Here is a 24,094-nt window from a genome sequence, read left to right as displayed (position 1 = left end):
TCTCCTTGTCAGACGGGCAGTAGGAACGGGCCTGGAACGGCGAACGGCCGATCGGCGGATGGGTCCGCCGGCGGAGGGCGAGGCGCGCGAGATTCGGGCGGGATGCTCCGGCGCCACCGGTCGTGGACGGCCCCGGCGATCTGCCTGAGGCTGCGGAACCGGCGCCCATCGAGGGCATCGAAGACGCCCCCGGACGAGAAGAAGCGAAATCCGCCTTCTTCCGGAACCGCGATGCCGGCGGTCACGCCGTCGACCTCGATCACGCGGGCTGTGCCGTTGGTGGTGCTGTTCATGGCAAAGGTCTCCTGTCGCCGGCCGGATGGCCAGCGGGGTCGCGCTCAGACGTGGGAAGCTGCGTCATCTCGGCTTCAACAGCCGCAACATCCGGGCAGGAGCCGACGACAGGAGAGAAGTTGCTTTCGGGAGGATGGAGCAGGCACGACCGGGCATCCTTTGCGTTAGGCTGAGGACCACGGGGCGATACAGGCTCCGTGGCGCTTTAGCGTTTGATCACGCGGCGCAAGCTGCACACCGTCAAATCACCGCGGCGGCCCCAGCGAGGATCTCGTTCGAACCGCACGGTCAGGGTGCTGTCCTTCAGCGGAACTGTCAACGAGAATGTTCTTTTTAACGAACGAGATATCGAGGTACTTTTGCCTATTCATTCTCACCAAGCGAGAACGCACTTCTCTACGGAGCATTTTCTTACCCAGCGGCTCTAATACGAAGAAAAACGTTCTTCGAGGAGAACGAGTCGGCTGCATCGCGGACAGGTCAGGAGCAGAGTCGATGGTCTTGCGGGGCCGGTCCGGCAACGTGGTGCGCACCCCTTCTCGCCCGCCGCGCCGCCGCCTGATGCATCGCCCTGTCCGCTCGAACCGCCCGTTCGTCGACCGGCCCGGCGCCACGGCGTTGCGCCTCGCCCCGCTCCTTGCGGCCGTCTTCGCGGCGAGCGCCGGGGCCCAGACTCTGTCGCCGCGCCAGCATCCGTTCTGGGCGCTCGACGTGGTCGTGGAGGTGATGGAGCCCTACGAATGGCATTCCTTCGGCCGGCTGCGATCCGTCATGACCGGCCTCGCGCAGGCCGGGCATGCCTGTACGGCCGAAGCCTACGAACGGGGCGTCGTGATCGCCTGCAGGACCGGCGAGGAGCGGCTGCTGATCGACCTTGCCGCGGCACCGACGCGGCGTCCGGAGGCGCTCGTCGTCGAGGAGATCAGGCCGAAGGGACCGGACGGAACGCCCTTGCCCGCCCATGAGCACATCGCGTTCATGAACGCCCTGCTGGGCCGGACGGCCCGATAAGCGGCATGGCGCGGCCGCTACGCAACGGCGCGGGACGCCTCGTCCCGCTTCCTCGCCTGCGGCTTCGGCGCGTCCGCGATGAAGGACGCAATGGCCTCGCGGGACATGGGCTTGGCGATGAGGTAGCCCTGGGCCTGGGAGGCGCCGGCGAGACGCAGGGCATTGAGCTGCTCGTCCGTCTCGACGCCTTCGGCCGTCGTGCTCATGTTCAGGTCCTTGGCGAGGCCGATGGTCGCCTTGATGATCGCACGGCTGTCCGCGGAGGTCAGCATGTTGCGCACGAAGGACTGATCGATCTTGATCTTGTCGAACGGGAAGCTGCTGAGATAGCTCATCGACGCGTAGCCGGTGCCGAAATCATCGAGCGCGATGGAGACGCCGAGCGCCTTCAGCTTCCTGAGCGCCGCCGTGGCTTCCTCGGTGAGCTTGACGGATTCCGTGATCTCCAGGACGAGGCGGTGCGGCGGCAGGCCGGAGATTTCCAGGGCGGCGCGGACGCTGGCCACGACATCCCGGCTGCGGAACTGGACAGGCGAGAGGTTGATCGCGACCATCAGCGGCTGCGGCCAGGTCATGGCCGTCGTGCACGCCTCCTCGAGAATCCAGTCACCCATCGGGCCGATGAGGCCTGATTCCTCGGCCGTGGGGATGAACTGCAGCGGCGAGATCATGCCCTTGGTCGGGTGCTTCCAGCGCGCCAGCGCCTCGCAACCCCACATCTGGTTGGTCGCGAGGTCGAGGATCGGCTGGTAGAACAGGTCGAGCTCCTTGTTCTCCAGAGCGGCCTTGAGCGCGCCCTCGAGGGCGCGGCGTTCCGCGCGCGCGTCCTTGATGCCGGAATCGAAGATCCGGTAGCTGCTGGTGGAATCGGACTTCGCCGCATAGAGCGCGATGTCCGCGGCCTTCAGGATCTCGTTGGAACTCCTGCCGTCGGTCGACGCGATGGCGATGCCGATGGAGAGCCCGACTTCGATTTCCGTGCTGCCGGCCGTGCACGGGATCCGCATGGCCGACTGGATGGCCGTGGCGAGATCGATGGCCTGCTGGCGGTTGCGGAGCGGCCGCTGAATGATCGCGAACTCGTCGCCGCCGATGCGCGCGATGAGGTCGGTCTTCCTCAAGCGCTCGCGCAGGCGCCGCGCCACGGCCTGGACGATCTCGTCGCCGACCGCGTGGCCGAAGCTGTCGTTGATGTCCTTGAAGCGGTTGAGATCGACGAGATGCAGCGCGAAGTCCGTGCTCGAGCGCTGGGAGGCGAGGAACGTCCGCTTGAGGTCCTCGACGAACTGGAGCCGGTTGGGAAGCTTGGTCAGCACGTCGTGCCGCGACAGGTAGCTTTCGCTCGCCGCGCGCAGGATGCCGGTCCGCACATGCCGCAGGCCGAGCAGGGTGGCGGCCTCGATCCCGATGTCCATCAGATAGGCGAAGAATGCCACCACCCGGCTCTCGAGGCGCCGTCCGGCCATCAGCTCCGCGACCGTCCTGCTGACCGCGAGGCCGGCCGGATAATGGGCGAGCGGATGGAGAGCCATGACGCGCTCCTTCCGGTCGATCCAGCTGACGTCTCGGATGAGGGTCGGGATGTTCTTTCCAATCAGGCGCTGCAGTGGGGTGTTGGGCCTCCACACGCGTCGGCCGAGCGCCCTCTCGGAGACCGGACAATGCGCCAGGATGATGCCGTCGCGGCGATAGAGCGTGATCGCCTGGGAATGCGTGCGAAGGTGATCCTTGAAGATCTGCTCGAAATGCCCGATGTCGATCGTGGCCACGACGAGGCCGAGAAAATTGCCGTCGGTGTCCAGGATCTTGCGGGCGAGCGAGAGAACCTTCTTGTCCATCGCCCGGATTCGCATCGGCTCGCCGAGATAGAGGGTCAGGGCCGGCTCGGTGGCGAGCGCCCGGTAATAGGACGTGTCCTTCACATAGATCGGATCGGTCATGGGGCGCGGCGTCGAGGAGCCGACGATCCTTCCACGGGCATTGACGAGGTCGATCCGGACGAGCTGGGGCAGCGAGTGGCACGCGCCGACCAAGGTGGCCTTGGTCGTCTGCGCGGCGGCGAAGCCGTCGAATTCGTGCGCCTGAAGGCAGGCTTGCGGAATGCGGCTGACCACGTCGCGCAGAACGTTCTCGGTGGATTGGAAGACGCCGTCCGTCCGCTCCTGGAGCGCGAGAGCGAGATTCGTCAGATCGGCCTCGGCCTGGGCGAGGTCGTCGTTGTAGCCGCGCACGAAAAGGAAGATCGCGCCGAGGATCCCGGCCACCGCCGCCACGATGCTGAGAGAGATGATCACATAATCCGGCACAACGGGCTTCGATTCATTCCACGCGACGCTCTCGGTCACCATCCGGCACGATTTGTCGTTATTCCGTTAATGCCGTCAGGAATTCTGTCCGTTCGGTGAAAAAAGCAAAGCTTCGATCCGAACGGACGCCCGTCCCTCGCGGCCGGCACCGCTCCGCGTTCCGAGCCGCCCCGTCATCACCGGGCCCGTCCCGGCCATCCCGCGGCCGTTCCCGCGACTCCGCCCGTCGGCCATCTTCGCCCGTCATGGCCACCCTCCGCCTGTTGGTCCACCCTCCCCCGTCATGGCCGGCCTTGTGCCGGCCATCCCGATCTTTTAGGGCGCGGCGGTTCACCGGATCGGGATCACCGGGACAAGCCCGGTGATGACGTGCGAGGGTGACCATCGCCTTGGCGCGACCCTTCCCACGACCCACCCACGACATGGCCGGCCGGCGATCACCCGCCTCTCGCCGGCCATCGCGATACGGAAAAGCTCAGCGCTCCACCGTATCGAGATCACAGGCACAAGGCCGGTGAGGACGGGAGCGGGACTCGGCCCGGATCAGTCGCGCCTGCTGTTTCGGCGCTCGACAAGCACGCCGACCTGATGAAGATAGGGCTCGGGCGGAACAAGCGGGAAAGCGGGGCGAATGCGACGATCGGGACACGATGACGGCGTCATGGCCTCGACCCTGGAGGGCGGCCCCGCATGGGGGGCCGGTCCGGTTCCGGCGGATGGCGCGTCGCCCGGGACGGGCGTGCGGCGGGCCAATCCGCGCCCTCTCGCCTCCTGCGCCCGCCGCTTCATGGCCCTCGCGGTCGCTCTCGGCCTGGGCGGATGCGCCAGCAACAAGGGCGCCCTCCTGCCCGTGGCCGCGACAGTGCCGGGCGCGAGCACGGTGGACATGCTGGTCGCCACCACCCGGATGCGGGCCAGCGACCCGCAGGACTTCTTCTCGGGCGGCCGCGGCCCCGAATTGTCCTTCGCCGAGTTCACGGTCTCCATCCCGCCCGCGGCCAACCGCACGCCGGGCGAGGTGCAATGGCCGCAGCGGATCCCGGGCAATCCCGCGACCGATTTCGTGACCCTCAAGGCCGATCTTGTCGACCGGAAGCAGGCGACGGCCTGGTTCCACCGCACGGTTCGGACCGTGCCGCAGCGGCGCGTGCTGGTGTTCATCCACGGCTTCAACAACCGCTTCGACGATGCGGTCTTCCGCTTCGCCCAGATCGTGCACGATGCCGGCACGCCCGTCGTTCCCGTGCTGTTCACCTGGCCGTCCCGCGGCAGCATCCTGGCCTACGGCTACGACCGCGAGAGCAACACCTATTCCCGCAACGCGCTGGAGACCACCCTGCGGACCCTCGCGGCCGATCCGGCCGTCGGGGAGATCTCGATCCTGGCCCATTCCATGGGCAACTGGGTCACCCTGGAGGCCCTGCGCCAGATGGCGATCCGGGACGGGCGCGTCGCCCCCAAGATCCGCAACGTGCTGCTGGCCGCCCCGGACGTGGACGTCGACCTGTTCCGCGAGGCCGTCGTGGACATGGGGAAAACCCGCCCGGGCTTCACCCTCTTCGTCTCGCAGGACGACCGGGCCCTGGCGATCTCGCGGCGCCTCTGGGGCGATGCGGTGCGGCTCGGGGCGATCGATCCCGATCAGGAGCCCTATCGCAGCGAGCTCGAGACGTCCGGCATCACCGTCCTGAACCTGTCGAAGCTCAGGACGGGCGATCCCCTGAACCACTCGAAGTTCGCCGAAAGCCCGGAGGTCGTGCGCATCATCGGGCGCGAGCTGGCCGAGGGCCAGACCCTGACCGACTCCCGCGTCGGCGTCGGCGACCGGATCATCCAGGTCACGGCGGGCGCCGCGGCCGCCGTCGGCACCGCGGCAGGCCTCGCGGTCTCGGCCCCGGTGGCCGTGGTCGACCCGCGAACGCGCGAGAATTTCCAGGGGCACGTGGAGGGGCTCGGCCAGGCGGTCCAAGGCACGCTCACGCCTTGAGGATCTCGGCTCAGGGTCGCGTCGATTGGGACGCAGCGTCCTCCTGCAGCTCCACCAGCGTCGCGGCATTGGGGCAGTACGAGTCGTAGCGGGCGGGCGCTCGCTCGTGCTCGAGATCCTGCCGGCAGCGGACCGCCGCCGTGCATCCCGAGCAGGTCAGGCTCATGTCGCGCATCAAGGCCGCGTGGATGCGCCTGATCCGGTCGGGATCGAGCGACAGAGCCTCCATGAGGCGCGGCAGTTCCTCCGCCGCGCCGGGACCGCGCGCGGCGAGGATCGGCAGCATGTCGGCCGAAACTCCGATGTCGCGGGCCAGCGCGTCGCCCTGGTCCCGGTCGAGGGCCTCGAGTTCATGCCGCTGCTTCCAGGTCTCCCACCATCGCTTGATCGCCGCTCCCGGATCCATGACCGCCTCCATGCTGCCCGAAGCCTACCGGATCGACCCGTTCCGGCATTGATCCAGCGCAATTCGCCCCGACCATTGCGAAGGGCGGCTTGGAAGGGCCGCTTGGAAGGGCCGCTTGGAAGGGCCGCTTGGAAGTGCGGCCTGGAGGCGCAAGGAAGCCCCGGTCCCATTGCGGCCCGGGCGCCCTTTCGGCATACCGTTCGGGCAGCAAGAGGATGAGTCGACGCCATGGAGCCGGGAATGAGCAGGGTCGTCTGCATCGGCGGAGCGGCCGTGGACCGCAAGTACCGCGCCTTGGCCACCATCCGTCCCGGCACGTCGAATCCGGTCGTGGCGGAGCGCTCGTTCGGCGGCGTCGCGCGCAATGTCGCCGAGACCATCGCCAGGCTCGGAACCCAGGCCGCGCTGGTGTCGATCGTGGGCGACGACGACAACGGGCACGGCCTGCTCGAAGACCTCGAGCGCCTCGGCATCGACACCCGGCGCGTGACCGTCTCCGACGCACACGCGACCGCCGAATACGTGGCCGTGCTGCAACCCGACGGGGAGCTGGCAGTCGGACTTGCCCATATGGCGATCTTCGACACCCTGACGCCGGCCCTGCTGCACGAGGCCGAGCCCGAACTCGGATCAGCCTGGATCTTCGCCGACTGCAACCTGCCTGCCGAGACCCTGAGCGATCTCATCGGGCTTGCACGGCAAAGAGCCCTCATGCTCGCCCTCGATGCGGTCTCGACACCGAAGGTGATCCGCCTGCCGCCGGATCTGAGCGGAGTCGGCGTGTTCTTCCTCAATCTCGACGAAGCGCGGGTCTATCTCAACCGCCCTGAGGTGGCGCCGGAATCCGCGGCGGAAGCCCTGCTCGCCCGGGGAGCGGAACAGGTCGTCCTGACCCTCGGGGGCAAGGGCCTCGTCGCGGCGGATTCTTTCGGGATCCGGAAGGTTCCTGCGATCAAGGCCGGGATCGTCGACGCCACGGGAGCGGGGGATGCGCTGATCGCCGCGACGCTCGTGGCCATGCTCAAGGATGCGCCCTTGGACCAAGCGGCGCGGCTCGGAGCGGTCGCCGCGGCCCTGACGGTCGAAAGCCCGGTGAGCGTGCGGCCGGATCTGTCGTTCGCCTTGCTGGAATCCACGTTGTCGCTTAGAGCCGGTTCGGATGTGGAACGGGAGCCCTCATGACGCACGATACCGCCAAGCGCTTTCTCGACATCGCTCCCGAGGTGCAGGCCACGCTGGCCGCGGGCGGAGCGGTCGTCGCGCTCGAGTCCACCATCATTACCCATGGGATGCCCCATCCGCAGAACGTGGCCACGGCCCGCGACGTGGAGGCGGTGGTACGCGACAACGGCGCCGTCCCGGCCACCATCGCGATCATCGACGGGCGCATCAAGATCGGCCTGTCGGACGCGGAGCTCGAATGGCTCGGCACGGCCGGGGACGTGATGAAGCTGAGCCGCGCCGATCTTCCCTATGCGGTCTCGTCGGGACGGCATGGCGCCACCACCGTGGCCGCGACCATGATCTGCGCAGGGCTCGCCGGCATCCGGGTCTTCGCCACCGGCGGCATCGGCGGGGTTCACCAGGGCGTCGAGGATACCATGGACATCTCGGCCGATCTGGACGAGTTGGCCCGAACGCCCGTGGCGGTGGTCTGCGCCGGCGCGAAGGCCATTCTCGATCTTCCGCGGACCCTCGAATATCTCGAAACCCGCGGCGTGCCCGTGATCGGCTACCGGACGGACCGCTTCCCGGCCTTCTGGAGCCGGACCAGCCCCCTGCCCGTTCCCCTGCGGGTCGATTCTCCGGACGCCATGGCGGATCTCATCCGCACCAAGGAGGCCCTCGGTCTCGAGGGCGGCGTCCTCGTGGCCAACCCGGTTCCGGACGCCGATGAAATTCCGGCAAGCGAGATGAAGAGCTTCATCGACGCGGCCATCGCGGAAGCAAAGGACCGCGGCGTGACCGGCAAGGCCGTGACGCCGTTCCTTCTGTCTCACCTGTTCGAGGTGACGGGCGGTCGAAGCCTCGCCACGAACATCGCGCTGGTGAAGAACAACGCGGCACTGGCCGCGCAGCTTGCCTCAGCCCTGACGCGCTGACCGCATTATTCCTTCTCGCTCCAGGCCGCCATCGCCTCGAACACGATGGCGTGCCGGCGAGCCAGGAGGTCGATGTCGGCGGAATAGCCTCCGCCGATCACGGCGACGAGCGGGATCCGGCGGCTGCGCGCCTGCTCAATCACATAGGCGTCGCGCCGGCGCAGCCCATCGTCGGAAAGGCAGAGCCGGCCGAGCTTGTCGTCCCGGTGCGGGTCGACCCCCGCGTTGAAGAACACGAGGTCCGGCTCGATGGCATCGAGCAGGCGCGGCAGATGGGCGTGAAGAGCCTGCAGATAGGCCTCGTCCTCGAGGGCATCGGGCAGCCCGATATCGAGGTCGCTGGGAATCTTGCGCACGGGATAGTTCTTCTCCGCATGCATCGAGAAGGTGAAGAGATCCGGTTCGTCGCGCAGGCAATCGGCCGTGCCGTCGCCCTGATGCACGTCGAGATCGACGACGAGCGCGGTTTTGATCGCGCCCTCGGCATGGAGCGCCTTCGCCGCGATGGCGACATCGTTGAAGACGCAGAAGCCCGCACCCGTCTCCCGCTGCCCATGATGGCTGCCGCCGGCCGTCGTCCCTGAAAGCCCGTGCTGGAGCGCCAGCCTCCCGGCAAGCAGTGTCCCGCCGGCGGATGCACGGGCACGGCGCACCACGCTCTCGCTCACGGGAAGGCCGATCCGCCGCTCGATCTCCCGGGGAACGGAGCAGGACAGGACCTGATCCACATAGGCGCGGTCATGCGCCAGGGCGATCAGGTCGGCCGGGGCCTCCTCCGGTTCGACGAAGCCGTGCCGGGCAAGCCCCATATCCGCGACCACCTCGGCGAGACGCCCGTATTTTCGCATGGGAAACCGATGACCGTCCGGCAGGGCGGCCTGGTAGGCGGGATGAGAAACGATCGGCACCTGCTTCATGTCCCGCCCCTTCCGGATCAAGCCCGTCTATTGGCCGGCCGCGATCGCCTTCTCGGCCAGCCTGACGGCGGATTCCTGCGACCGCGCCCCGCAGATGAACCCGCCAGGATGGCAGAAGACGCCGTCGGCGATCCCGGCGGTGCGGGAAAATTCCTCTTCCTGCAAGCCCCGCCACGCCTCCGGCAAGGACAGTCTCTGGCCGAAGGAATTAGGCTCCGGCGGAACGGTCCGGCAATACCAGGATGTGGCGTCCTCATTCGGGTATATGATGAAGAGAAGATCGCGCAACCCCCCCTCGAAGACGGCCTTCTCCCAAGGCAGCTTTCGATTGAGAACGATGATCCGGGGGTCCTGCGTCCTCCGGGCGGCGGAGAGCACGGAGGACTGCGCCTGCGCTTCCGCATGCGCCTGCTGGCAAGCCCGGGCCAGGATCCCTCTGGCGAAATCGGCCGCCTCGAGGAACGCATCGTCATAGGATTGGTCGCTGGCCCAGGTGGGATTGAAGGCTTCGATCAGGAGCGACAGGTGACCCTGACTGACCGACGCGACGCCGTTGTCGGCCTGGTCGATGGCAAGAACGAAGCCGGTATCGATGTCCTTCCAGACCACGTCCAGCAGGTCCTCATCGATCCCCGGAGCCAGGTTCGGCAGGGCATTGCGCCCGAAGTCGCGCCAGATCAGGCCCACGGAGCTGTAAGGCGTCCCATCGGGCCGGCGCGGCAGATCCCGCATGTGGTGATCGTAGCGTCCGCGCGCGATATCGTAGACGCCGCCGACATCGAAGACGAGGTCCGCGGCGTCGATCAAGGCCGTGTCTCGGGTCCGGGTGAAATCGAAAATCCCCAGGGCTTCCCGCAAAATCGAGAAGGCGAAGACATCGTCGGCATGGAATGTGCCGCTATGGGTGACAACCTTCATCTGACTCGTCCCGACCACCGTCGGCTGCTCCTGACCAGTTCTGCATCTCGATCCGCGATAACAGAGCTACTCGAAGAAGATAAGCTGCTGCAATCACATCCTTTATGCTGACGGGAAGATAGCCCGAATAACCGCCTTGGCGCATCGTGCGGACCCAGAGGGCCGCGTCGAACGATGCGCCAGCCAAGAGGGGAGCATCGGATGAGACGGACCCAGCGGGCCGCGCCAGCGACCCGAAGGGCCACGCCAGTGAATACCGGGTCCACTTTTCGCTGACGCGGCCCTCTGGGTCCGTCCGATGCGCTAGGCGGCTTGACCTTGCCATCGTGGAAAGGTCCAAGAGTGTCGGGATCTCGAGAAAGGATCACGACCATGCATCGCTTTCACGTGCCCGACATCCAGTGCGGCGGTTGCCTGAGGAGCATCAGGCAGGCTCTTCAAGCACTCGATCCGCAAGCCCAGGTTGAGGCCGACCTGGAAAGCCGCGTCGTCGCGGTCGCCACGGGCCGCGAGGAAGCTGCGATCCTGGCGGCGTTGCACAGGGCCGGCTACGCCGCCAGGCCTCTCTCGCAACAGCATGCCTGACGCCCGAACGATCACGGAGCACCCTGGGCCCTCGCGCGCCCCAGGACCGGGCGCTGCACCCCTCCCACGCGTTCCCATTTTTCGCGAGCAATACCGATGAAAACCTATTCTCTTGTCCTGACTGCCCTGCTCATCGCCCTGCCCGCGGGTGCGCGGGCGCAGGGCGCACATGGAAGCCACCATGGAGGCCACGCAGGGCATTCCGCCACAGCACCAGCGCAGGCCGCAGAGGCGCCCTCCACCCAAGGCTACCGCCAGGCGAACGAGACCATGCACCGGAACATGGATATCCCGTTCAGCGGTGACCCGGACGTCGATTTCGTGCGCGGCATGATTCCCCATCACCAGGGCGCCATCGACATGGCGAAGGTGGCGCTTCAGCACGCCAAGGACGAGCAGATCCGGAAATGGGCCGCCGACGTCATCCGGGAACAGGAGCGCGAGATCGCCGAAATGGAAGCCTGGCTGAAGACGAAGGGGGGCCGGTAGGCCCGTTTGGTTCCGTCGATGGACCGGGCCTCCACCCGGTCATCTTCATGTCGCTTCATGTGCATATCCCTGCCACGAACGTGCAGGGTCGTGCGTTAGTGGGTATCCCTTGCGGGCGAATGGAAAGGACGAATCATGTTCACGCTGACGATTAGCGACAAGCCTGTCGCCATTACCAATGCCGGAGAGGACGAGGCCCGCGATCTCCTCATGAGCGAAGACTTCAAGGACGATCTCAAGGTCCTGGAAAGCGAGGGAGCTCCCCTGTGGGACGGCTTCGCGACCCTCAACGTCCGGCCGGCGACCGATGAGGAGAAGACCGAGTTCGAAAACGCGGATTTCGATGAGGACGAGGACGACGATGACGAGGACGAAGGTCCCTACATCATGTTCCTGGTCGACGTGACCGATCCCGACGAAGTGGAGGATGAAGCCTGACCCGCTTCATCCGTTTGTCGGGCGCTCCCGCGTCGTGATCATTCCGGGCCGGGTCCGCTCCATGCGGACCCGGCCTTTCACTGCGGAACATGCCCGGATCGGGCCCGTTGGCACCGGATGAGCTGGCTTGTGCAACCCCGCCTCGTGAACGATCCGTTCAGCGATCCGGGCGTCTACCTGGATTTTCGTTACGGCCGCCGGGCGATCCTCTTCGATCTCGGCGACGTCAGCGCCCTCTCCTCCCGCGAACTGCTGCGCGTGAGCCACGTCTTCGTCTCTCACACGCATGTGGACCACATGGCCGGGTTCGACCGGCTGCTTCGGCTCTGCCTGCATCGTCCGCGCCCTCTGATCCTCATCGGACCGCCAGGCTTCGCCGCGCAGGTCGAACATCGGATCCGCGGCTTCACCTGGAACCTTCTGGATGAGAATTCGGTCGATTTCCGCCTCACCGCCATGGACTACGACGGCCGCCGGGTGACTCAGGCGGCGGAGTTCCAAGCCCGTGAAGCCTTCGCCCGGCGGGACGTCGAGCCACCCGTTTTCCCGGAGGGCGTCGCCTGGATGGAGGGCGAGTTCAGGATCGAGGCCGTCGCCCTCGATCACGGCATCCCGTCCCTCGCCTTCGCCCTGAGGGAGGTCCTTCAGGTGAATGTGTGGCGAGGCGTCCTGAACGAACTCGATCTCCCGCCGGGCCCCTGGCTCAACGAAGCCAAGCGGGCGATCCGCCTCGGCATGCCCGACGATCATCCCGTTGCCGTCCCTGGTCGAGGGAGCATTCGCCTTGCTGACCTGAAGGGTCAGGCGCTGCGCATCGCGCCGGGCCAGAGCGTCGCCTATGTCACCGACGCGGCGCCGCATCCCGAAAACCGCGAGAAAATCGTTCGGCTCGCCCGCCAGGCCGATCAGCTCTTCATCGAAGCGGTCTTCCTGGAGTGCGACCGTCCCCTGGCCGTCGCGTCTCTGCACTTGACCGCCCGGGACGCCGGATCGATCGCCCGGGAAGCGGAGGTCAGGTCGGTCACGCCGTTCCACCATTCGGCCCGTTATCTGTCCGAGCCGAACCTCCTGCGGGAGGAAGTGTTCGCGAGCTTGGGTGCGCACCAAGGGAGCACGATGCGGGCCTCGGGCCGCTAATCGGGCCGGAAAACCGCCGCCTGGATCTGCCTGGGATCGGGCCTGCGGCTCGAGCTGAAGCGGACCACGCGGTAGCCGCAGGATTTCAGGACCTTGTCGCGCTGCGCATCCCTGCGGGCGTCATGGGAGCGGTCGTCGAGTTCGACGACCGCCACGACCTCCAGGTCCCGAACGACGACCCAGTCGACGCGGGTGTTCGAAATTTTCTTGAAAGCCATCCAGAAGGCACGGCTGCCTTCCTTCGCGTCCGGACGGACGAGCGCCAGGATCGGGACCTGCGGCCAGACCTGACAATCGGGGCAGGCGGCGAGAAGGCGCTGATAGAACTCGCGCTCGTTGTCCGTCATGATCGCAGCACGCCGGTAGCGCGGCTTGCGGGTCCAGAGAAGAACCAGAACGAACAGGACGCCCAGCAGGCCTACGCCCGCGAGCCACGACCATGGGAGGTTCTCGATCATCACACCAAATTGCCCCTGCCCCGTACTCGCCCGAATGTGAACGGCCAGGCTTCACTCTGCCCGTGAAGCATAGCAGCTACCATGAAACCGAGACGGATGGTCCTGCGTCTTCTTATTGTCGAGTTAAGTCCGCCGGGGAGAGCACAATGGACCTCAGCCGCAGAACCTTCCTGCTTGGAGCCTCAGCCGCCGTCGTCGGCACCGGGCTGCCGATCGACCGCAGCCTCGCCCAGTCGATGCGGGACATGTCCGCCTACCAGCGCATGTACGCTCCCGTCGACGACCTTTACCCGGTACCGGGCATCGAACTGTCGAGGATCAACCCGGCCTACCTGCGGCGCGTCGTCGAGTACCAGACGGCCGAGGCGCCCGGGACCATCGTGGTGGACCCGCGTTCGCGCTACCTCTACCTCGTCATGCGCGACGGCATGGCCGTGCGCTACGGCGTGGGCGTCGGCCGGTCGGGGTTCAGTTGGTCCGGAACCGCTGTCATCAAGGACAAGCAGGAATGGCCGGACTGGTATCCCCCCAAGGAGATGTTCGGGCGACAGCCGGACCTCAAGGAGCAGATGGGGGAACTGCCCGGCGGTCCCGGCATGCCCGGCGGCCCCGGCAACCCGCTCGGCGCTCGGGCGCTGTACCTGTGGCAGGGCAACAAGGATACGCTCTACCGCATCCACGGCACCTTCGAGCCTTGGACCATCGGCACCAATGTTTCATCGGGATGCATCCGCATGATCAACCAGGACGTGATCGACCTGTACAACCACACGCCCGTGGGCACGAAGGTGGTCGTCTTGTCGTCGCCATCGGGACGCCCGAAGCGAAATCAGACGGCGGCCCTGCCCGATTAAGCGAAAAGGCACGGTTCGCGCCTATTTTTGCCATGGTTAACGATCACACGTCGCTTAAAGGGACGCGGGAACCAACGAACCATGGCGCGATTACTCGCCCGATCCGAGCGATCGGTTGGCGGATGCAGGTCAGCCCCTGCCTCCGAACGGAGCTACCGGCCTGTCAGGACGGGCGCATCCTGTCTGGCCCTCGGCCTCCTGGGCGCGGCGTCCTTTCTTCTCCTGGCGACGGCCCGCGTTCAGGATGCCGCCGCGTTCGGAGAGAACCGCACCCTCACCTTCTATCACACGCATACGCGGGAAAGCTTGACCGTCACCTTCCGCCGCAACGGGGAGTACGACTCGGGCGCTCTGCAGCAACTCAACTGGTTCCTCCGCGACTGGCGCGTGGAGAGGCCCGCGCAGATGGACCCACGCCTGTTCGACATCATTTGGGAAGTGTACCGGGAATCCGGCTCGTCACAGCCCATCAACATCATCTCCGCCTACCGGTCGCCGGAAACCAACGGCGCCTTGCGCCGTCGGTCGAGCGGGGTCGCCGAGCACAGCCAGCACATGCTCGGCAAGGCGATGGACATTCGTCTGCCCGACGTGGACACGGCCCGCCTGCGCGCCATCGCGATGAAGATGCAATACGGCGGCGTAGGCTATTATTCGTCCTCCGCCTTCGTCCATGTGGACACCGGCAACGTCCGGGCCTGGCCGCGCATGACGCAGCAGCAGCTGGTTCAGCTGTTCCCTGACGGGAAGACCCTGCACCTTCCCTCGAATGGCAAGCCGCTTCCGGGTTACGAGCTGGCGAAAGCCGAGATCCTTCCGCGCAACGCGGCCCTCGCCACCCAGGCGTCCGCCGGCGGCGGTCCTTCCATCGGCAATCTCTTCGCCAGTCTGTTCGGTCGCAAGAATGCCGCGCCGGCGCCGCAGCAGGAGACGCAGGCCTCCGGCCCGTCGACGATGGTGGCTTCGGCTGATCCGGACAGCGTCAAGGAACTCGCCGTGGCGGTTCCCCTGCCGCCGCAGCGCCCGCCGGAGATCAAGCTGGCGGCTGTCGCCATGGCGGCAACCGCAATGGGCGCGGGTGAGGCGACCGTTCCGCGGACAGCCGCGAGGGTCACGCCCGAGCTCGACGCCATCATCGGGTACGACGCGACCGCAGCGGCCAAGTCCCTCTTCGACCCGAGGACGGCGTTCCTCGACCTCGGCTTCACGTCGGACGCGCGGCATGACCTCAGCGTCACGCATTTCAGCGGACCCGCCGTCAAACCGCTTCCGGTCGTCGGCGGGCAGGCTCAGGCGGAACTTTTGACGGGTGGTGAGATCAGACGCCCAGCATCATGACGAGGCCGACCAGGAGCACCAGGACCAGGAGTCCCGAGATCGCGACGGCCCAGTGCGTGGCCCGCCCCCCGGGCTGTGCAGCTTTGGGGGCTTCAGACGCCGTCGGACTGGCCTTCTGAAGAGGCGCGTTCCGACGCTTCACCCGGGCGGCCGCGGCGCGATCCGGAAACGGAATGATCTCGGCGCTTCTGACGGGCGCCGGGTTGGGCTTGGGATTGGGCGATGCGAGACTGTCGTCGAGCTCGACCGGAACGCCGGTCTCTTCCAGATGAACCACGATGAGGGCAATCTCCTCCGCACTCATGGAGGCGATCGGAAGATTGGCCTCGAGATCCTGATTCGTGAGATGTCCCTGCTCCCGTCCGAGGGCGATCAAACGGTCTAAGGTGCTGCTGTCGAGCGCCGGCTGCATGAGGGCACGACCCTATTGTATCTGTTGGTCGGAGAAGCAGCTCGGGCTGCTTCGGGGACTTCGCCGAGCTAACGCAACAATAACTCCAGATGTTGCACCTGGAAAACGCCTGAAGTGCGATTTTAGTGGCGCTTTAGCCGTAAGTCGAATCTGCTGCGAAGTCTGGCTAGTTCTTCGTCGCCCCGGAGGCCTCCTGCAGCGCCTCCTTCTCCCGCCTGACCTGTTCCGACAACTGCTCGGCGATGGCAACGAGCTTGCTGGCGGTCTGGTCCTTGCCCTGGAGCTCCACATGACCGGCGAGCCCGACGGTCAGCAGCGACTCGAAGACCATGTCGGCCGGAATTCCCTTGCGGATCAAGTCGATGGCGACTTTCTGCCATTGGTCGGACAGCTGCACGCGAAGCTCGGGATTATCGTTGCTCATGCTCCAACCATACATGATCCTCCGCGGGCTGTCCCGTGGCTATCCCCGCTCGGGCGGCATTGTCACGGCGCCGACATGGAACGGCTCCGTGGCGCCTGTCGTCCCCGAAAGGTGGCCCTCTGGGTCCGTCCGATGCGCTGGCCGAGGGCTACGACACTCAGGTGCTTCTGCGCTGGGGTGGAGGCTGCTATCCCGGCAGCGGGAGGAGAGTGGCGCGGGCGACGGGGCTCGAACCCGCGACCTCCGGCGTGACAGGCCGGCACTCTAACCGACTGAGCTACGCCCGCGCATTTCCTCGCATCGCGCGCTCGCAGGAAGCGATTTTCGCGATGGAGGCGCGCAAGTACCGGTGAATGCGCGCAGTGTCAAATGGTGTTTGGGTTATCCCCAGGACGCCTTTTGCGGGAACAGGAACCAAGAGCATCGATCCCGATGCTCAAGCCTTTGAGCGGCGCATCGTCCGGGACCCTGTCTTGATCGCCCGGTCGATCCACCACCCCGTCATCACCGGGCTTGTCCCGGTGATCCCGATTGTCCGATGCTCCACTCTTGGCTGGCACACCGTTCGACGCGAAAAACCGGGTCCACTTTTTCGCACGGTGCTCTAGTCTCTCGTGCTGATCGAGAAGACCTCGTGCCCGGCGCCGTTCAGAACGCGCACGGCTTCCACCTCGGGATCGCGCGATTGCGGGCGTCGCGCCAGGGAAAACACCTTCAAGGCGCGTTCCTTGGCCTTTTCGAGGGAATCGACGCGCACCATGATTCGACGGATGATTCCCCCGCCCGCCTCTTCCGACGCGACGGTTTCGATACGATAGATCTCGAACAAGACTTTCAAACTCCACTCTCAGAGCAACTCCACCATCACGCTCTGATGCGCTGGAGCTTCTCGAACCGTTTGATCAGACGGTCCCGCTTCAATTTCGACAGACGGTCGATCCAGAAGACGCCGTCGAGCTGGTCGATTTCATGCTGGAGGCAGATCGCCATCAGCTCCTCCGCCTCCTCTTCCCGTTCCGAACCGTCGAGGCCCCTGTAGCGCACCCGCACCCGGGCGTGACGCTCGAGTTCATCGGTCACCCCCGGCATGGAGACGCTGCCCTCCACGTGCCGGATCCTCTCCGGAGAGGTCCACGTGATGTCCGGATCGATATAGATGTGCGGCGCCGGATCTGTTTCCAGCTGGATGACCACGAGCCGCGCGAGAACCCCCACATGCGGCGCCGTGATGCCGATGCCGGGGGCGGCCCGCATCGTGTCAGCGAGATCCCGGGCGAGCTCCCGCACCGCCTCGTCGACCGTGCCAACCGGTTGCGCCTTCTGGCGCAGCCGGGGATCGGGAAAGCGGACGATGGGACGGATGGCCACGGGACCTCTCTTGGAAGCGGAGCGACGGAAACCTTCGACTACTTGTAGCGCCCGCCGCGCTGCAGAACCTCGATCTTGTACCCGTCCGGATCCTGCACGAAGAAGAAGCGCGCCGGAGGCCTACCCTCGAGCCTCAGCTCCTTCAACGGGGTCGGAACGAGGCCGAGCGCCGCGAACCGGGCATGCTCCGCCTCCAGATCGTCCACGGAGAAGGCCAGGTGTCCATACCCGTCGCCGAGCGAATAGGGTTCCGTCCGGTCGTGATTGATCGTCAGCTCCAGTTCGAATTCTCCATCCTCGTTGCTCAGATAGACGAGCGTGAAGCTCTCGAACGCCAAGCGCTCCGCGACCTTCAATCCGAATGCCGTGTCGTAGAACGCCACGGAGCGCGGCTCGTCGAGCACCCGGATCATGGAGTGGATGGCTTTGGCCATGGAACGACACCTCTTCGGCATGAGTCGTCCGCTGGTTCGGCGGGTGCGACTGAGACAGGCAGGACGCTCAGGCAGATAACAGTGCAGGAAGGGGAACGGAAGGGCATCGTCGCATGATCGATCCCGACAGCCCAGGGCTCCAACAAAAAGCCTTCCCTGGGCGGGCCAGGGAAGGCAAGTTCGGGAGGAAGAAACGCTGACTGCTGGCCTCCAACAATGCCTGGGGCCGTTTGTTACCGGCCTGCGGCGTTCCACCACATCCTTTGCCGGTAATCCAAAGGATGAGTGAGCCGTCGGATCGTGGCGCAATCAAGGAAAATTGATGCCTGCCAAGCTTCGAATTCGACATTTCCCAAGGAACATTGATCAAGCTAAACGCTTGGTTTGGTACGGAGGCACCATTCCCCGCAACCCCTTGTCGCCTCCGCACACTTAGCAGCCCCGTTCAGCCTGCTTGGAACGGGGCTTTTTCATGGGCTGCGCGGGTCGGTTCAGCGTTCGAACTGCTCGGCAAGGGCGCGGATGCGGTTGCGGACATAGTCGGGAAGCCCGGCGCTGATGGAGTTGCCGGAATTGAACGAGCTCTTGCCCATGAGAACCTGGGCGGGGATCAGGTTCCGCAGCACGGGAACGTTCTCGAACTCCTTCTTACGTTCCAGAACGTCGGTCTCCACCGCAAGAGTCATGAACATGGTCGCCACGGTCTGGCCGGCATCGGCCGGCGAAGGCTGCAGGACCGTCAGCAGCTTGCCGAACTGCATGACCTGGTTGACGTAGAAGATCGTCTGCTCCAGCACCCCGGCGACGGGAGCATCCAGGCCGGTGAGCCTGGCAAAGCCGCCGCGGTCGATCTCGTCCCGGCCGAGGGTGCGGATTTCCGTCTGGAACTCCATGAACTCCGAGATCTTCTTGCCGCCCTCCTCCAACTTGTTGGCGAGCCTGATCCCGACCGGCAGCTTGCCCTCGAGCGGGTAGCGGGACTCGATACAGAGGCTGTCCTCGGCTTCGCACCAGCGGCGTCCGGGACGGCGGCTGTACGCGTATTGCGGATCGGCCTGCGGGGCAGCCTGGTCCGCCGTGATGCGGCGATGCTTGATGGAAGGGTCGATCTTCTCGAGCACGTCGAGATGGGTGTAGCGCCCGAGATCGATGGCATCGGGCGCCTTGTCGATCAGGAAGCGTGCCTCCACCACATACATGTGGAGCTTCTCGGTATAGAATTTCGCAATCCCATGGACCGAGACCCTGATGACCGGCTCGGCATAGTCCGGAAACGGGCTCAAGAGCTGCTTCTGGATGGGCCGCTCGCGGGCCCAGTCCTCGAACCGGATCAGCCCCGTGCCGGGATCGGCCAGCTTGTCGTCACGATGATCGCTGAACAGGATGGTCCTGGGCTTCAGCCTTGCCGGTGCGACCGCCGTTACGGACGGCACCTCGTCGATCTTGAACTCCTGAGCCCACAGGGCCCCGGCGGAGAACAAAAGGGCCGCGAAGGCGGCCATCATCCGTCCGAAAGGCTTCGTCGATGTCATCAGTAAACCTGTCCGTTACGCCAGAAGTAGTCCGGATCCACACGCCGGGGTCGCCGGGGAGCCTCGTCCTCCCACCACCAGCGGAACTCCCGCTCGGGCTCGGCCTGGCGGCGTGACGGAACGTTCTGCCGCAAGCTGTCGAGCCAGCCGGGGCCCTGCGCATAGGGCCCCTCTTCGGGGTAATCGGGCCCGCCATTCGCCTCCCCGTCGCTCCACGGATCGGGATGACGGAAGGCATAGACCTCCGATTGCGGCACGAGACGGAACTGCGTCTCGCTCAACCGGCCGAACCAGTTCAGCCGGAAATACTCCGTGAAGCCCCGCCCCTGCCCGTCGGTCAGCCGGTCGCCCGTGTTCAGGTCGATCGGCAGGGCGATGAGCTGCTTGGCCGCCTGAGGCGAAGGCGGGCTGAGCGGGGTCTTGGGCGCATGATGATCCCACGCGGCCTGGAGGATGGACTGGAAGATGGGAGCTGCGACCTTGCCGCCCGTCTGTCCGCGCCCGAGGGTCCGCCGCTTGCCGTCAGCATTGTCGTGCCCGACCCAGACCGCGATGGTGACGTCGTTGGTAAAGCCGACGAACCAGGCATCGTTCTCATCGTCGGACGTTCCGGTCTTTCCTGCGGCGTAAGGTGCAAGCGCCTTCAGGGAGCGGGCCGTTCCACGCTCCAGCACCCCCTGCAGCATCGACTTGAGCTGGAAGAAGGCGGCGGGATCGGCGGAACCGAGCCGGACCGGCGCACCGGCCTTCCGGCTGTAGACCGTGCGCCCGTTCTCCTCCACGGTCTCGATGGCATGGGGCACCGGCATGGCCCCCTCGTTGGCCACGGCCGCATAGAACGCCGCCAGATCGATCATCCGCACCGGCTGCGCACCGAGCACGAACGGATAATGCGGCGTGCATTCCAGATAGAGCTGCGCCTCGATGGCAAGCTCGCAGACCCGTTTCAGGCTCTGTTCCGGAGAGGATTCGATGCCGCCGTCGAGGAGGCGCGCGGTCACCAGGTTCTTCGAGTTCTCGAGGGCCCGGCGCAGGGTGACGATGCCGGAGCCCCCGCCGTCGAAGTTTTTCGGGCTCCAGGAAGCGCCGCCTCGGGCGTTGGCGTCGCCGCCCACGGGCGGCAGCGTCACCGGGGCATCCCAGATCAGCGTGTTGGGCTGCAGCCCCTTCGACAAGGCGGCGAGATAGGTCAGCGGTTTGAAGGCGGATCCTGGCTGCCGCTGCGCCTGCGTTGTCCGGTTGAGCTGGCTCAAAGGGTAGGAGAAGCCGCCGGCCATCGCGAGGATGCGGCCGGTCTTGTTCTCCAGGACGACCGCCCCGCCCTGCACTGCCGGCGGGGTTCGCAGATCGGCGCGAACGGCGCCCTTGCCTTTCTGCTCGATGACCTGGACGCGCACCACGTCATGGAGCTTGAGATCGCGACGGGCCGCCTCCCAGGCGTTCAGCGGCAGGACGCGCCCGTCCGCCAGACCGACGCGCAGGACGTTGGCGCCCGTCTTCCGGTCCTTCCCCTTCTCGATCACGACGGCCGCGGGCCATTGGACGTCGTAGAGCGGCAGGCGCACCGCCCCGAGCGCCCGCTTCCAGGCGGGCGCCGGATCCTGAACGCCTTCGAGCGCCTTGATGGCCCCGGCGAGGTTCGCCTCGGCCCCCTGGTAGCGCTGCCGCCCGATGCTCAGCTCATAGCGGGCGAGCCCCTCCTGCAAGGCCGCCTCGGTGGCCTGCTGCAGAGCCGGGTTGAGGGTGGTTCGCACCGTGTAACCGCCCGCGCTCAGGCTATCGATGTCGGCGAGCGTGCGGGCATCCCGACTGACATGATCGACGAAGTAGAAGCCCGACGTCCGCTTGATGCGCTCGAAGGGGACCCTCGACGGCAGGGCCGCGACGGCCTGCTGAACCTGATCGGCCTTCAGAAATCCGTCGTCCTGCATGCGGCTGAGCACGTAGGCCATGCGCTCCTGGGCACGGTCCGGCTTCGTGTCGGGATTGTAGTAGTTCGGTCCTTTCGCGAGACCCGCGAGCAGCGCCCCTTCCGAGACGGACAGCGCCTTGGCGCTCTTTCCGAAATAGCTCCGCGCCGCCATCTCGATGCCCCATGACGAGCGGCCGAGATAGATCGAGTTGAGATAGATCTCGAGGATCTCCGCCTTGCTGAGCACGCGCTCGATGCGCGAGGCGACGATCATCTCGCGCATCTTGCGATCGTAAGTCACATCGTCGCCGACGAGCAGGTTCTTCGCCACCTGCTGGGTGATCGTGGAGCCGCCCGCCGGACGGCCGGGATTGGCCAGATTGCCCACGAAGGCGCGGATCACGCCGCGCTCATCGACGCCCTTGTGCTGATAGAAGCGCTTGTCCTCGGCCGAGACGAAAGCCTGCTGGACGCTTTTCGGGATCTCGGACAGGGGAACCCAGACGCGCCGGTGGTCAGGCTCGTAGACCTCGGCGAACCGCTTGCCGTTTCCATCCAGGATGACGCTCACCCCGGGGAGCTTCAGGCCTTTCAGCTTTCCGGCGTCGGGGAGCCCGGCGACCGCCGCATTGTAGGTGGAGATCACCTCGGCGAGATCGACCGGCGGAGGCTCGACCTTCTCGTTCTTGCAGAACTGGCGATAGCTCGCGTGCAGGTCGTTGAAGCTCAAGCCCTGCAGCACCTTCATCTCGCCCGCGATGGCCTGGGGATCGTCCATCGCGGTGGCGATGAGGTCGTCGAGGTTGATGTCCTCGATGTCGAAGGCCCGGCGCATGTGGGCGCATCCGTCCTTGAGGAGCTGCGTGACCTGCTCCTGATCCCGCGCGGGATCGAAGCTCGTCCTGACCGTGTCCGGGTCGACGAGGACCTGGCTCAGGGTCAGGGCGGTCGCAAAGATCTTGACGAGGATCGCGCTCATTCCACCGCCGTCATCGGAAAAACACTCTCCCGCGCAAAGGGGCCGGCACGGCCGTTCAGGCCAAGCCGCACTGCCGGTTCCGATCCTGCCCGGGACAAGCTGAATGGGAACCGTACGGCGGGCCGGATATCGGCCGCGCCACCCCGGTCAGATGGGGCGGTCGAGCTTACTTCCCAGGTGAGCCCACCCCCTTCACGGCAATGTGTCTCACCCCCGGCCGACGAACGGCATCTTCGTCGCCATGACGGTCATGGTCAGCACGTTCGCGTCCAGCGGCAATCCGGCCATGTAGACCACGGCATCCGCCACATGCTTGGGGTCGATCCTCGGCTCCGGAGCGAGCGTTCCGTTGGGCTGGAGCACGCCTTCGGTCATGCGGGCCGTCATGTCGGTGGCGGCGTTCCCGATATCGATCTGCCCGCAGGCGATGTCGTAGGCCCGGCCGTCGAGGGATGTGGACTTCGTGAGGCCCAGGACGGCATGCTTGGTGGCCGTATAGGGAGCCGACAGCGGGCGCGGAGCGTAGGCCGAGACGGAACCGTTGTTGATGATCCGTCCGCCCCGTGGGGTCTGGTCCTTCATGATCCGGAAGGCCTCCTGCGTGCACAGGAATGTCCCGGTCAGGTTGGTCGCCACCACCTGTTGCCACTGCTCGAACGGAATGTCCTCGAGCGGAACCGCCGGAGCCCCCATTCCGGCATTGTTGACCAGAAGGTCGACCCGTCCGAAGGCCTGCCGGGTGGCGGCGAAGAGCGCCGCCACGGAGGCCGGATTCGTGACGTCGGTCGGAACCAGAAGCGTGGAGGCACCCGCCCCGGCGATCTCCCGTTGCGCGGCTTCCAGGGCTTCCCGGCGGCGCCCGGCCATCACGACGCTGTAGCCGGCCGTCAGGAGCCCTGCGCTGATCGCCCTGCCCACGCCCGTTCCGGCCCCGGTCACGATCGCAACCTTGGAACGTTCCGCCATCCTGTCCTCCCAACCCGTGCTTTGCGCCTGTCATGAGAGATGCATTTGAGGGCCGGAACGGCAAGGACAAAAGCCGCACCTGCACACACCTTTCGACCGGGGAGCGTGCCTGTTGGGCCAGGAAGGGAACCGGCCAAGCTTTCCCGCGTTCGCATGGTGCTAACCGGAAAGGAATCCGCCATGCGCAATCACGTCCTCCATTCGGCCGCCATCCTGACTCTTCTGGCTCTTCCCCTGGCCGCTTGCCAGAGCAGCACTGAAACCGGCGCCGCCACGGGCGCTGCGGGCGGAGCCGTGACCGGCGCGGTCATCGGCGGGCCTGTCGGGGCGGTGGTCGGCGGCGTCGCCGGGGCTGCCGTGGGAGGCGTTCTCTCGGCTGAGGAATCGACCAGGGTCCGCACCTATGTGGTGGCCCAGCGCCGCCCGACGATGCGGGTCACCGAGGAAGTGGTCGTCGGCCAGCCGCTGCCGCCGCGCGTGCGGCTCTACGATGTTCCCCCGAGCGTCGGCCTTCGGGACAATTACAGCTACACGATCGTGAACGACAGGACCGTGCTGGTCGATCCGCAGACCCGGACGGTCGTGCAGGTCATCCAGTAATCCGAAGGCACGCCCGAACAAGAAAAAGGCGGCTCGTGAGAGCCGCCTTTCGGTTTCGCCGCGGGATCGGGCATCAATCGTCCAGATCGAGATGGTTGATCAGAATCTCGCGTTTCCCGGCATGGTTTGCGGGGCCGACGATGCCCTCGTTTTCCATGCGCTCCATGAGCGAGGCGGCGCGGTTGTAGCCGATCTGGAGCCGGCGCTGGATGTAGCTCGTCGAGGCC

At 66.1% G+C, this 24,094-nt stretch carries 26 protein-coding genes and 1 tRNA gene; 11 read left to right on the top strand and 16 right to left on the bottom strand.

Annotated elements, in window-relative coordinates:
• Nucleotides 1–8: 8 nt before the first annotated feature.
• The gene (locus NF876_RS03910) at nt 9–293 is read right to left on the bottom strand and encodes a hypothetical protein (RefSeq protein WP_262267541.1); all 285 of its coding nucleotides are present in this window, start codon (nt 291–293) and stop codon (nt 9–11) included.
• A 496-nt stretch (nt 294–789) separates the two neighbouring features.
• Here NF876_RS03910 and NF876_RS03905 point away from each other — a divergent pair, with 496 nt between their 5' ends.
• On the top strand, nt 790–1,305 hold the full coding sequence (locus NF876_RS03905) for a hypothetical protein (RefSeq protein ID WP_262267540.1): 516 nt from the start codon (nt 790–792) through the stop codon (nt 1,303–1,305).
• A 17-nt stretch (nt 1,306–1,322) separates the two neighbouring features.
• Here NF876_RS03905 and NF876_RS03900 read toward each other — a convergent pair whose 3' ends face one another.
• Nucleotides 1,323–3,653 (bottom strand): putative bifunctional diguanylate cyclase/phosphodiesterase, encoded by a 2,331-nt coding sequence (locus NF876_RS03900; RefSeq protein WP_262267539.1) that lies wholly within the window; start codon nt 3,651–3,653, stop codon nt 1,323–1,325.
• A gap of 745 nt (nt 3,654–4,398) precedes the next feature.
• Between NF876_RS03900 and NF876_RS03895 the strand changes: the two genes are divergently transcribed.
• Complete coding sequence (locus NF876_RS03895; RefSeq protein ID WP_262267649.1) at nt 4,399–5,598, top strand: alpha/beta hydrolase; 1,200 nt, start codon at nt 4,399–4,401, stop codon at nt 5,596–5,598.
• Between the two features lie 10 nt (nt 5,599–5,608).
• Here the strand turns inward: NF876_RS03895 and NF876_RS03890 are convergent, their stop codons facing one another.
• On the bottom strand, nt 5,609–6,004 hold the full coding sequence (locus NF876_RS03890) for a DUF6455 family protein (RefSeq protein WP_262267538.1): 396 nt from the start codon (nt 6,002–6,004) through the stop codon (nt 5,609–5,611).
• 240 nt (nt 6,005–6,244) lie between these two features.
• Between NF876_RS03890 and NF876_RS03885 the strand changes: the two genes are divergently transcribed.
• Together NF876_RS03885 and NF876_RS03880 are read left to right on the top strand one after the other, a co-directional pair.
• A complete protein-coding gene (locus NF876_RS03885) occupies nt 6,245–7,186 on the top strand; it encodes a carbohydrate kinase family protein (RefSeq protein WP_262267537.1) in 942 nt (313 codons plus the stop codon).
• Nucleotides 7,183–8,106 (top strand): pseudouridine-5'-phosphate glycosidase, encoded by a 924-nt coding sequence (locus NF876_RS03880; protein WP_262267536.1) that lies wholly within the window; start codon nt 7,183–7,185, stop codon nt 8,104–8,106. Before NF876_RS03885 ends, NF876_RS03880 begins: the two co-directional genes overlap by 4 nt.
• Before the next feature lie 5 nt (nt 8,107–8,111).
• On the opposite strand, the gene NF876_RS03875 is transcribed toward NF876_RS03880, so the two are convergent.
• Nucleotides 8,112–9,023, bottom strand: coding sequence for a histone deacetylase family protein (locus tag NF876_RS03875; RefSeq protein ID WP_262267535.1), 912 nt, complete (start codon nt 9,021–9,023; stop codon nt 8,112–8,114).
• A 27-nt stretch (nt 9,024–9,050) separates the two neighbouring features.
• Entirely contained in the window at nt 9,051–9,941 is an 891-nt protein-coding gene (locus NF876_RS03870; RefSeq protein WP_262267534.1) for an MYG1 family protein, read from the bottom strand.
• A gap of 372 nt (nt 9,942–10,313) precedes the next feature.
• Here NF876_RS03870 and NF876_RS03865 point away from each other — a divergent pair, with 372 nt between their 5' ends.
• The 4 genes from NF876_RS03865 to NF876_RS03850 all read left to right on the top strand — a co-directional run bounded on the left by NF876_RS03865 (nt 10,314) and on the right by NF876_RS03850 (nt 12,590).
• The gene (locus tag NF876_RS03865; RefSeq protein WP_262267533.1) at nt 10,314–10,526 is read left to right on the top strand and encodes a heavy-metal-associated domain-containing protein; all 213 of its coding nucleotides are present in this window, start codon (nt 10,314–10,316) and stop codon (nt 10,524–10,526) included.
• A gap of 96 nt (nt 10,527–10,622) precedes the next feature.
• A complete protein-coding gene (gene copM, locus NF876_RS03860) occupies nt 10,623–11,015 on the top strand; it encodes a CopM family metallochaperone (protein WP_262267532.1) in 393 nt (130 codons plus the stop codon).
• 135 nt (nt 11,016–11,150) lie between these two features.
• On the top strand, nt 11,151–11,453 hold the full coding sequence (locus tag NF876_RS03855) for a hypothetical protein (RefSeq protein WP_262267531.1): 303 nt from the start codon (nt 11,151–11,153) through the stop codon (nt 11,451–11,453).
• 129 nt (nt 11,454–11,582) lie between these two features.
• The gene (locus NF876_RS03850; RefSeq protein WP_262267530.1) at nt 11,583–12,590 is read left to right on the top strand and encodes a ribonuclease Z; all 1,008 of its coding nucleotides are present in this window, start codon (nt 11,583–11,585) and stop codon (nt 12,588–12,590) included.
• On the opposite strand, the gene NF876_RS03845 is transcribed toward NF876_RS03850, so the two are convergent.
• Complete coding sequence (locus NF876_RS03845; RefSeq protein ID WP_262267529.1) at nt 12,587–13,048, bottom strand: DUF2726 domain-containing protein; 462 nt, start codon at nt 13,046–13,048, stop codon at nt 12,587–12,589. The genes NF876_RS03850 and NF876_RS03845 overlap by 4 nt on opposite strands.
• Before the next feature lie 146 nt (nt 13,049–13,194).
• Here NF876_RS03845 and NF876_RS03840 point away from each other — a divergent pair, with 146 nt between their 5' ends.
• Both NF876_RS03840 and NF876_RS03835 read left to right on the top strand, forming a co-directional pair.
• Nucleotides 13,195–13,902 carry a L,D-transpeptidase gene (locus tag NF876_RS03840; protein ID WP_262267528.1) on the top strand — a complete coding sequence of 236 codons (708 nt, stop codon included), beginning with the start codon at nt 13,195–13,197 and terminating at the stop codon, nt 13,900–13,902.
• 81 nt (nt 13,903–13,983) lie between these two features.
• Nucleotides 13,984–15,240 carry a peptidoglycan L,D-endopeptidase MepK gene (locus NF876_RS03835; protein ID WP_262267527.1) on the top strand — a complete coding sequence of 419 codons (1,257 nt, stop codon included), beginning with the start codon at nt 13,984–13,986 and terminating at the stop codon, nt 15,238–15,240.
• Here the strand turns inward: NF876_RS03835 and NF876_RS03830 are convergent.
• From NF876_RS03830 to NF876_RS03790, 9 genes are all read right to left on the bottom strand, one after another.
• Complete coding sequence (locus tag NF876_RS03830; protein ID WP_262267526.1) at nt 15,221–15,652, bottom strand: RNA polymerase sigma factor region1.1 domain-containing protein; 432 nt, start codon at nt 15,650–15,652, stop codon at nt 15,221–15,223. The genes NF876_RS03835 and NF876_RS03830 overlap by 20 nt on opposite strands.
• A 166-nt stretch (nt 15,653–15,818) precedes the next feature.
• Nucleotides 15,819–16,076: a hypothetical protein gene (locus NF876_RS03825; protein WP_262267525.1), complete on the bottom strand. Its 258-nt coding sequence runs from the start codon at nt 16,074–16,076 to the stop codon at nt 15,819–15,821.
• A 210-nt stretch (nt 16,077–16,286) separates the two neighbouring features.
• Nucleotides 16,287–16,363, bottom strand: a tRNA-Asp gene (locus tag NF876_RS03820).
• Nucleotides 16,364–16,680: 317 nt separating this feature from the next.
• The gene (locus NF876_RS03815; RefSeq protein ID WP_262267524.1) at nt 16,681–16,905 is read right to left on the bottom strand and encodes a hypothetical protein; all 225 of its coding nucleotides are present in this window, start codon (nt 16,903–16,905) and stop codon (nt 16,681–16,683) included.
• 35 nt (nt 16,906–16,940) lie between these two features.
• A complete protein-coding gene (locus NF876_RS03810; protein WP_262267523.1) occupies nt 16,941–17,444 on the bottom strand; it encodes a peptide deformylase in 504 nt (167 codons plus the stop codon).
• A 38-nt stretch (nt 17,445–17,482) separates the two neighbouring features.
• Nucleotides 17,483–17,878 carry a VOC family protein gene (locus tag NF876_RS03805; protein ID WP_262267522.1) on the bottom strand — a complete coding sequence of 132 codons (396 nt, stop codon included), beginning with the start codon at nt 17,876–17,878 and terminating at the stop codon, nt 17,483–17,485.
• Between the two features lie 491 nt (nt 17,879–18,369).
• On the bottom strand, nt 18,370–19,410 hold the full coding sequence (locus NF876_RS03800; RefSeq protein ID WP_262267521.1) for a hypothetical protein: 1,041 nt from the start codon (nt 19,408–19,410) through the stop codon (nt 18,370–18,372).
• Entirely contained in the window at nt 19,410–22,301 is a 2,892-nt protein-coding gene (locus tag NF876_RS03795; RefSeq protein ID WP_262267520.1) for a penicillin-binding protein 1A, read from the bottom strand. The genes NF876_RS03800 and NF876_RS03795 overlap by 1 nt, the downstream gene beginning before the upstream one ends.
• A 207-nt stretch (nt 22,302–22,508) precedes the next feature.
• Entirely contained in the window at nt 22,509–23,267 is a 759-nt protein-coding gene (locus tag NF876_RS03790; protein ID WP_262267519.1) for an SDR family oxidoreductase, read from the bottom strand.
• Nucleotides 23,268–23,447: 180 nt separating this feature from the next.
• Between NF876_RS03790 and NF876_RS03785 the strand changes: the two genes are divergently transcribed.
• Nucleotides 23,448–23,867, top strand: a complete 420-nt coding sequence (locus NF876_RS03785) for a DUF1236 domain-containing protein (RefSeq protein ID WP_262267518.1) — start codon at nt 23,448–23,450, stop codon at nt 23,865–23,867.
• A gap of 73 nt (nt 23,868–23,940) precedes the next feature.
• Here NF876_RS03785 and NF876_RS03780 read toward each other — a convergent pair.
• On the bottom strand, nt 23,941–24,094 hold a 154-nt coding region (locus NF876_RS03780; protein WP_262267648.1), incomplete at its 5' end, for a DNA translocase FtsK.

Source organism: Microvirga yunnanensis (assembly GCF_025460875.1).
Note: the sequence above shows the minus strand (reverse complement) of the source record. Positions and strands in the feature narration are given on the sequence as shown.